General features: G+C 35.6%; 1 pseudogene. It reads left to right on the top strand.

Features of this window, described 5'->3' with window-relative positions:
• Positions 1-561 (top strand): annotated as a pseudogene (locus LS66_RS10010) (hypothetical protein); the annotation flags it as partial.
• Between the last annotated feature and the right edge of the window lies 1 nt (position 562).

The following is a 562-nucleotide window of genomic DNA, read 5'->3' as shown; positions in this document are numbered from 1 at the left end:
CGTAAAAACCCCTTACGCCAACAACAGCTCACAGCCCTAGCTAAGAGCATAAAGCCTGATAGATTTGGTATGCTCCCATACATAGATGAGATAATGGGAGTAGATTGGGTAATGGATTTGAATATGTTATATGGGTATGCCATAGATGGAGATGGATATAATATAGAAGCATATATTAAGGAGATAGATGAAGGCAAACTCCTAGACCCAAGAGATCCTAAATCCACAAAGCAAACACGATTAGAATTTCGCAAAAGAATAAAATCTATTCCTCATCTTAGAAGATACCATTTAGATTTTCCAAATGACTGGACACAAAAAAAGGTAGATTTGTATATAGATTCTATGCTTTTAGAAGCTAAGATTATGGCAGTTACTCCCCCACAAGGCTATCCTAATGCACCTACTTACTATATCCCAGAGTATTTAGATGAACTCTATGAAGCAGGTAAGCTTGATAAATTGCTCAATCCCACTATCCCAGCTATATATAGAGAATCTTTCCCACAAGAATTACGTGATAAAATAGAATGGTATGCTAAAAAGCATCATATTAAATAAA

It is taken from the genome of Helicobacter sp. MIT 03-1614, from assembly GCF_000762925.2.
GTDB lineage: Bacteria > Campylobacterota > Campylobacteria > Campylobacterales > Helicobacteraceae > Helicobacter_C > Helicobacter_C hepaticus.
Note: the sequence above shows the minus strand (reverse complement) of the source record. Positions and strands in the feature narration are given on the sequence as shown.